A 6,835-nucleotide genomic window follows, 5' to 3' on the forward strand; every position below is an offset into this window, starting at 1 on the left:
AATTTTGAACAAAGATTTTCATTTTTTGAATTGTCTTTTTTTTCAGAATTTCATAGCCTGCTTTCAAAATTTGAACACAGATGACACTGGGTAGTATCATGCAGACATTGCCAGAAAAGAACGCTCGCGGGACGTGGTTACAAACCGAACGCGCTGCTCATGAGGCATGGGGTAAACTCATTGACAAGTCGCCTAAGGCAGCAAAGTTGATGCACCTGCTCACAGCCAGAGTTGGAGACCACAACGCCGTCGTAGTTAGCGTTCCCAATCTGACACGCCTTATGGATTGCTCCCGGCCAACTGTCCTACGGGCGCTCAAGGTCCTTCGGGACGATCGCTGGATTGAGGTCCGTCAGATCGGCGGGAGCGGAACAACCAATGCTTACATCATCAATAATCGCGTCGCATGGCATGGATCGCGGGATGGTATCCGCTACGGGCTGTTCAGCGCCAATGTGCTTGTGTCAGACGATGAACAGCCAGATCGTATGGAGCTTGGAAAACAAGAACCTCTCCGCGACATTCCTGCCTTGCGCCAAGGTGAGCATCAGCTCCCCACTGGGCCGGGCCTCCCTCCCCCATCCGAGCCAGCGTTGCCGGGAATGGAGGCTGACTTACCGGCAGCAAGGCAGGTTGAAAGCGATGAATAGCGAAACCCAAAACGCAACGGCGCAACGCGTTGCGCAACACCCAAATGCAACAACACGCAACACCAATATAACGGCATGAAGTACACACTTTCACAAGCTGCTGAGGCTACGGGTAAGAACAAGGCTACAATTCAGAGAGCCATAAAAAGCGGCAAGATCACCGCCTCAAAGAACACATCAGGCGCTTACGAAATTGACCCTGCCGAATTGCACCGCGTCTTCGACGCAACGGCGCAACGCGTTGCGCAACACCCAAATGCAACAACACGCAACACCAATGTAACGACTAAAAATGTGGCTGATAACAGTACATTGCGGCGCATAGCTGAACTGGAAAAGGAACTGGCTGTTGCCGAAGAACGCAAGAACGGCCTCGAAGGTCAAATGCATCATCTATCAGAAACAGTAGACGATCTTCGCAAACGCCTCGATCAGTCAGAGGGGCGGGTCACGGCGTTATTGAGTGACCAGCGCCCTAAACGCCGATGGTGGCAGAGATTATGACCATGAGATTGACATCTTCCACTTGGAATAAAATGCGTAATATGGTTGTGGCACAGAATGATAACGACATCGCCATGATGTTCCGAGAACGCAATAAGGAAGAGGTTGCACATCTATCGGATGAACAGCTTCATGCTGCAATTCATGAGGCACGAGAAGCAGCTTTCGCCTGTGGCATCCAAAACCAAAACCTCCGAATGAGGTTTATCATGTTGGGGGTATACAGGCTACCACGCTTCTGGATGGATCCTACGATAGCGGGGATTCTAAACGCCTCAACAGGAACGCCAGATATACGTTTCGGCGATGTGTGCGCTATGTTCCGCATTTCCGCAGACCGTGCCGATAAACCAATGGGGGTCTGGTGGTCATGAGCGGACGCGGAAAAGCAATTCAGGAATTAGTCGAGGCGATTGGCCGCGCCTTCAGAGGTCCGGTTCCAGTACCAAAGCCCGCGCCAGCACCGCCGCGTCCAGTTCCGGCGCCATCGCAACCGCGTCCAAACCCGACGCCGCCGCGTGATCCACAGCCAAGTCCCCCACGGCCTGTTCCGCCACCCCGAGGTGGTGAAACCGAAACTCAGCCGGAAACACGGACAGAACCAGAAACAGCGCCCGACGGGCAAACGGAAACCGAAGGCGCAACCAAGCTCGAAGATGATCCGCAATGTGAGACCTGCCCAGAATGCGCAGCAAGAGATATGGGGGGACCTGTCATTGAAGAAATTCATGGGCCCAATGAAGCTGCACGGTCGAGAGCGACCAAGCTACGAGCCGCCGCCTATCAGCATTTTGTCTGTCCTTGGCACCTTTATATTCCCGCCGCGAACCAGATCGGGGGCTGGCAATTCTCCAATGTCAAATTCGACGGTCTACATCCGATGGAATGTCATCTCTTTGAGGCGAAGCACGGATATGATGGTTTCTTAGAGCAGCGTGACTGGTCCGCTCAAGGAGGACCTCAGTTAAGGCCCTGGGCTGAAAAAGCAAAGGTGACAGTGTTTGATGACATGGTCAGACAGGGCAGGCGTCAGAATAGGGCTGTCGTTCCGCATTTCGGAGAAGTCTATCTCACATGGGTTTTTAGCCACTCAATCACACAGCTTTATGTTGGTCGTCTTCTACTTGATGGAGTTGGTGGCTGGTATCACGATACGGAGGTCCGCCGATGGACGAGTGGCTAGAAAAATGGCTTGCTGATGGAAAGCCTATTGATCTGGATTTGAGGGCGCATCTCACCCCTCATCGTTATGGCGAAAAATATCAAAATTTCGAGGATGGCGCGCGTGATTTCTTAGCTTTACTGCGAACGGTAGACCGTCTTTCTATTTTTGGTCTTGGTTGGAATAGCCTTGGATTACGTATGTGGGAAGATGAAGAGGCCTTTGTCCAGTCTGAAAAAGAGAGAATGCAGCAAAGCGAATACTACGAAGAAGATGGATCAGTATCCATCTTGGATGATGGCGAGACACGTTCTAGTCGTGATTGGACTTACTATATTCTGAAATACGAATGGGGTCTTTATGCGACTAGTCTGTCTGCAGACTTCCGACGTTTTCACCCTGACTACAGTTTTACGGCCAATGACATGATCGCCTTAGTCGAAGCGATCACCCGCTGGAAACGCCCGCAGCATCTGGAGTTTGGCCCGTCCGATTACTTCCACCTGCACCACCCACTTGACCGGGCCCGGCGTGGCATTCGCTGGATCGGCTGGGTGCCATTCGCTCTCAACGCCTCTGACGTGCCGGAGGCTGCCTTGGTGCAGCAGATGAACGGCGGCACGCTGATTGCAACGCAAATGGACTTCTGGCAGTGCTTCGAACATCATCCGCTTTACTCGAAAGAGGCCATCGAACGCGCGCAAGAGGTCGAAATCCGTCTCAACCTACTTGGCGTCCTGCCCTCGGCAGTCGAACTGGAACGCGGCGATTGGGGCGTCTCATCACCCCGCCGCGAGTAAAAAGAAAGGAAATATCATGCCACCAGCACATCGTAAGGGCGACATTGGGTCCGGTCATGGGTGCCACTTTCCACCATCATCTGCGACCGGCGGAAGCCCAGATGTCTATGTAAATGGGAAGGCTGCGATGCGGGTAGGGGACAATTTTGCGCCTCATGCTTGCGGAACGTGTCCTGCGCCACCACACGCACGTGCGCTCTCGACCGGATCAGGGACTGTGTTCATCAATGGCCAAGCCGCAGGGCGCATCGGTGACAGCATCGACTGTGGCGGGTCGGCTGCAACTGGATCGGGGGATGTCTACATCGGCGACAAAAGCGGCAGTGGTGCGGCATCAACGGCAACGCGCGCGCCATTCCAAGAGGTGTGTGATGCAAAGCCAAGCAATGGCTGAACAACATGCCTCCTCTAAAAAAGCCAACACCATTGGCGCACTTCTTTGGGGGCATATGAGCAGCAAGACCACACTCTACGCCCTAATCGATGGCCAGCACTGCCCTGAACTTTATGGCAAACTTGTTCAAAGCGGCTTGAACTGGTGCAACCTGTATCAAGGCGCAACAGCTGCTGCACACCTGCATGATGCACCCTACCTGATAGAGCTTCAACGTAATCACGAGATCACACAATGGCTCTGGCAAGAAGGTTGGGGCAAGGGATGGGGTATCTATCTGACAGCATGCCAACCTGACCAGTTCGCTGATTTTCAGCACCTCATCGCCCTACGAGCGCATGGCCATTTTATAGGCTCAAACGGTCTTGAAGATGCAGAAAAGGGAAGGGCGCTACTCACACTTCGCAAGCATTTTAGGCGCTTCACTGAAGTATCTATTGAGGGGCGGAAGCGGGCAATCTTATTTCGATTTTACGACCCCAATGTCCTTCAAACGTGGCTACCCACATGTACACAAGAAGAACTCATCGGCTTCTTTAGATCAGAGCTGACTTTCTTCGTAGAAGGAGAACATAAGACAGTACACCGTTTCCGGGTTGCACAAGGCACACTCATACATCAGACGACGGAACTTTGAATCTTTGCCTGACATCTCCCGGCAGTAAATAAGCGAACGCAGCATCTTTCGCTGCCATTAGCAGCGCTCTGCGCCTAAGGCTGCATGCAATCCACACTTGATTTTTCCCTTAGGTTTTTGCATATACAAAAACTATGATAACAATAGTCTGGGACGCGCCGAAACGGCAGATCAACCTGTCTCGGCACGGGTTGGATTTTGCTGATCTGGACGAATGGTTCTTCCTTGAAGCCGTGACGGTCCCCGCAAAGGAAAACCGTCATATGGCCATTGGGCGTTTGAATGATGGGACCATCGCCGTTGTCTTCGCTGTTCTGGGAACGGAAGGCGTGTCGGTGATCTCCATGCGTCCCGCGAGCCGCAAGGAAAGGAGTTTGCTATGACTGCCAAGAAGCACACCGATATTTCCGACGCTGAGGAGGCGCGTATTCAGAAGCTGATCGCGTCTGATCCAGACAGCCCTGAGCTGACGGACGCGCAGATCGCCTCAGCCAAGCCCTTCGCCGAAGCTTTCCCAGAGATTGCCCAGAAGATGCGCAAGAATGTCGGAGGACGGCCAAAGTCGGCTTCTCCGAAGGTGCCAGTGTCGATCCGGCTAGATCAGGACGTGGTTGCCAAGTTTAAGGCAACTGGACCGGGCTGGCAAAGCCGCATCAATGAAGTGCTGCGGAAATCTGCGGTGCAGTAATGATGGATAACGATCCTCAGAACGACGCGCCCAAGGATGACTTCGCACGGTTTGACTGCGGCAACTACACCGTAGTTGAAGGTCCCAAAACGGACCGCGAACTCTGGGACTGGACACCCCCAAAGCGGCGGTATTTGCTACCGCCGGACTTTGCGGAACGGTTTGGGAAACCGGATTCAGATGCGTGATAGCGAGACCCAAATCCTTGCCTGACATCGCCCGCCAGTAGGCAGGGGAAGGCAAGGATTTGTCGTCCGTGCAGCGGACGATTAGCAGGTGATCCAAGAGGGCGCAGCACCTCTGGCCCATGGCAATTAGCGGAGCGGTTCGCAGACAATTGCCTAGTGGGTTGTCATTTAAAATGACAATTCTCTCTCTGCCCTCTATGCTGGTCTCATGTTCAAGGCTGCAATCCGCGTCAACAAGATCAAGTCCATCGCCCAGTTGCGCGGGGCAACACTCCATGCCGAACGCCATGACGAGACAGGCAAGGCACGGGTGCGCGAAGATGCCGAACCCGGTCACGCTCTGGCATGGTCCAAGGCTGACAATGACCGCGACTACCTCGCCGCCTTCAAAGCGCACAAAGCCGAGATGGGTGCAGGTGAACGCAAGAACGCGCCGCTCTGCATGCAGGCTCTTTGTGTGGTCTCCCCTGAGTGGGTGGAAAAGGCCGGCGATCTGCATGACGCGGACAACCCACACAACCAGCAGCTTTTCGACCAAGCGAAAGCCTGGGCGGAAAGCTGGGCTGGCGATGGAGCCGTTTTCGGCGCCCGCCTCGATCTCGATGAGAAAGGCGGCGCTGTGGTGGACCTGATGATCTCGCCAGTTCGGGAAAGTCGGGGCAAGCCTGTGATCTCCACTCAGAAGGCCCTGACCGAGCTGAAGGGCATTGCAGGTGAGCGGAACGAATATGCCGCGTTGCAGACCTCTTGGGCTGACTGGTGCCAGCAACATCTCGATCGGGACATTGTGCGCGGCACTCGGAAGGAAATTACGGCCCGTGAGCATATGTCGCCGGAAACCTATGGCGCGGTCATGGACAAGGCCCGTGAGAGCCTCTCAGAGCCGCCTGAGAGGTTCATGGATGCCTTACGGGCCGTAGACCTCTCACACGAGGCCACAGAGCGCCTCAGGGACTATCTCCTGCTCAAGGGGGAGATCAGCCGCCACAAGACCATGGGACGCGACTACAGGCCTCCTGAGGGCGATATGACGCTTAAGCGGCTCCCACCCACCCCGCAGAACGATGCGTGGCCCTACATCGAGGCCATACGCTCTGGGGCGGAGCGCGTGATTGAGGCGTCACACCGGTTTGGGGTGAGCTTGAAAGAAAATGCAAATGACCTCTACGAAAACGGGAAAGATGCGTTCCCGTCTTTGGCTGACAGGATGCATCTCTCGGCAGTGGTTGCGCATTGTGGTGCGTTCTGTGCCCGGATTGAAGCTGCGGTTAAGAACCGCTTCAATCCAGATGGTTACCAAATGTCACCGAAAGAGTGTTGGCCGAATGAAGCACCGCAGGAAGTCGAGCGCCATGAACGCAATCTGGGGCTGACGGCTCCTGAAATCATTTCTCAGCATGACCGCGTTGCCCACGAGCGCGACGATGATCGGGAAGAACTAGACCGTGATACAGGCCGTGGTCACAGTCTCTGAAGACTGCGAACCTTCCCCTCCTTGCCTGATCCACCCCATCCAGTCAGCGTTGCGCTTGTGGGAAGCGCTGTCATCACCTCACAACGGTCGAGTTTTGTACTGTCGGATGAGCAGGCTCCTACGTCGCCTGCGGCCCCCAAAAATTACACAGCACTTCGATCGGTCACTACAGCGCTATTTGAAAGCGCGTTCCCTCACTCGACTGTGCATTTTTTAGGGTCTTATAGATCATAAGAAGAGCCGAAAATTTTTATTTATAATTTCAGTATCTTAACAGGGGGGGGGGTATCACCAGCTATGATACTACCCAGTATCACCAGCTATGATACTGGTTTTCA

12 protein-coding genes are annotated in these 6,835 nt (G+C 54.1%); 11 read left to right on the forward strand and 1 reads right to left on the reverse strand.

All coding sequences use genetic code 11. The annotated features are described in order from the left end of the window. Window positions 1-281 precede the first annotated feature (281 nt). The 3 genes from L1065_RS15500 (at window position 282) to L1065_RS15510 (ending at window position 1,528) form a co-directional block, all read left to right on the forward strand. A complete protein-coding gene (locus L1065_RS15500; RefSeq protein WP_237096419.1) occupies window positions 282-650 on the forward strand; it encodes a hypothetical protein in 369 nt (122 codons plus the stop codon). A gap of 75 nt (window positions 651-725) precedes the next feature. Further along, window positions 726-1,154: a hypothetical protein gene (locus L1065_RS15505; RefSeq protein ID WP_237096420.1), complete on the forward strand. Its 429-nt coding sequence runs from the start codon at window positions 726-728 to the stop codon at window positions 1,152-1,154. After that, complete coding sequence (locus L1065_RS15510) at window positions 1,151-1,528, forward strand: hypothetical protein (protein ID WP_237096421.1); 378 nt, start codon at window positions 1,151-1,153, stop codon at window positions 1,526-1,528. Before L1065_RS15505 ends, L1065_RS15510 begins: the two co-directional genes overlap by 4 nt. Window positions 1,529-1,579: 51 nt before the next feature. Here the strand turns inward: L1065_RS15510 and L1065_RS15515 are convergent, their stop codons facing one another. Next, window positions 1,580-1,798: a hypothetical protein gene (locus L1065_RS15515; protein ID WP_237096422.1), complete on the reverse strand. Its 219-nt coding sequence runs from the start codon at window positions 1,796-1,798 to the stop codon at window positions 1,580-1,582. A 56-nt stretch (window positions 1,799-1,854) separates the two neighbouring features. Here L1065_RS15515 and L1065_RS15955 point away from each other — a divergent pair, with 56 nt between their 5' ends. The 8 genes from L1065_RS15955 to L1065_RS15550 all read left to right on the forward strand — a co-directional run bounded on the left by L1065_RS15955 (window position 1,855) and on the right by L1065_RS15550 (window position 6,497). Further along, window positions 1,855-2,337, forward strand: a complete 483-nt coding sequence (locus L1065_RS15955) for a Tox-REase-5 domain-containing protein (RefSeq protein WP_370641206.1) — start codon at window positions 1,855-1,857, stop codon at window positions 2,335-2,337. After that, window positions 2,322-3,116, forward strand: a complete 795-nt coding sequence (locus tag L1065_RS15520) for an Imm52 family immunity protein (RefSeq protein WP_237096423.1) — start codon at window positions 2,322-2,324, stop codon at window positions 3,114-3,116. Before L1065_RS15955 ends, L1065_RS15520 begins: the two co-directional genes overlap by 16 nt. A 16-nt stretch (window positions 3,117-3,132) precedes the next feature. Continuing rightward, window positions 3,133-3,510, forward strand: a complete 378-nt coding sequence (locus tag L1065_RS15525; protein WP_237096424.1) for a PAAR domain-containing protein — start codon at window positions 3,133-3,135, stop codon at window positions 3,508-3,510. Continuing rightward, entirely contained in the window at window positions 3,503-4,147 is a 645-nt protein-coding gene (locus L1065_RS15530) for a DUF4123 domain-containing protein (protein ID WP_237096425.1), read from the forward strand. Before L1065_RS15525 ends, L1065_RS15530 begins: the two co-directional genes overlap by 8 nt. 134 nt (window positions 4,148-4,281) lie before the next feature. Then, on the forward strand, window positions 4,282-4,530 hold the full coding sequence (locus L1065_RS15535; protein WP_237096426.1) for a BrnT family toxin: 249 nt from the start codon (window positions 4,282-4,284) through the stop codon (window positions 4,528-4,530). Beyond that, complete coding sequence (locus L1065_RS15540; RefSeq protein WP_237096427.1) at window positions 4,527-4,835, forward strand: BrnA antitoxin family protein; 309 nt, start codon at window positions 4,527-4,529, stop codon at window positions 4,833-4,835. The genes L1065_RS15535 and L1065_RS15540 overlap by 4 nt, the downstream gene beginning before the upstream one ends. A gap of 2 nt (window positions 4,836-4,837) precedes the next feature. Continuing rightward, window positions 4,838-5,023 (forward strand): hypothetical protein, encoded by a 186-nt coding sequence (locus L1065_RS15545; protein WP_237096428.1) that lies wholly within the window; start codon window positions 4,838-4,840, stop codon window positions 5,021-5,023. A gap of 208 nt (window positions 5,024-5,231) precedes the next feature. Continuing rightward, window positions 5,232-6,497, forward strand: coding sequence for a plasmid recombination protein (locus L1065_RS15550; protein ID WP_237096429.1), 1,266 nt, complete (start codon window positions 5,232-5,234; stop codon window positions 6,495-6,497). The last annotated feature ends 338 nt before the right edge of the window (window positions 6,498-6,835 follow it).

This window comes from Nereida sp. MMG025 (genome assembly GCF_021654165.1).
Taxonomy (GTDB): domain Bacteria; phylum Pseudomonadota; class Alphaproteobacteria; order Rhodobacterales; family Rhodobacteraceae; genus Nereida.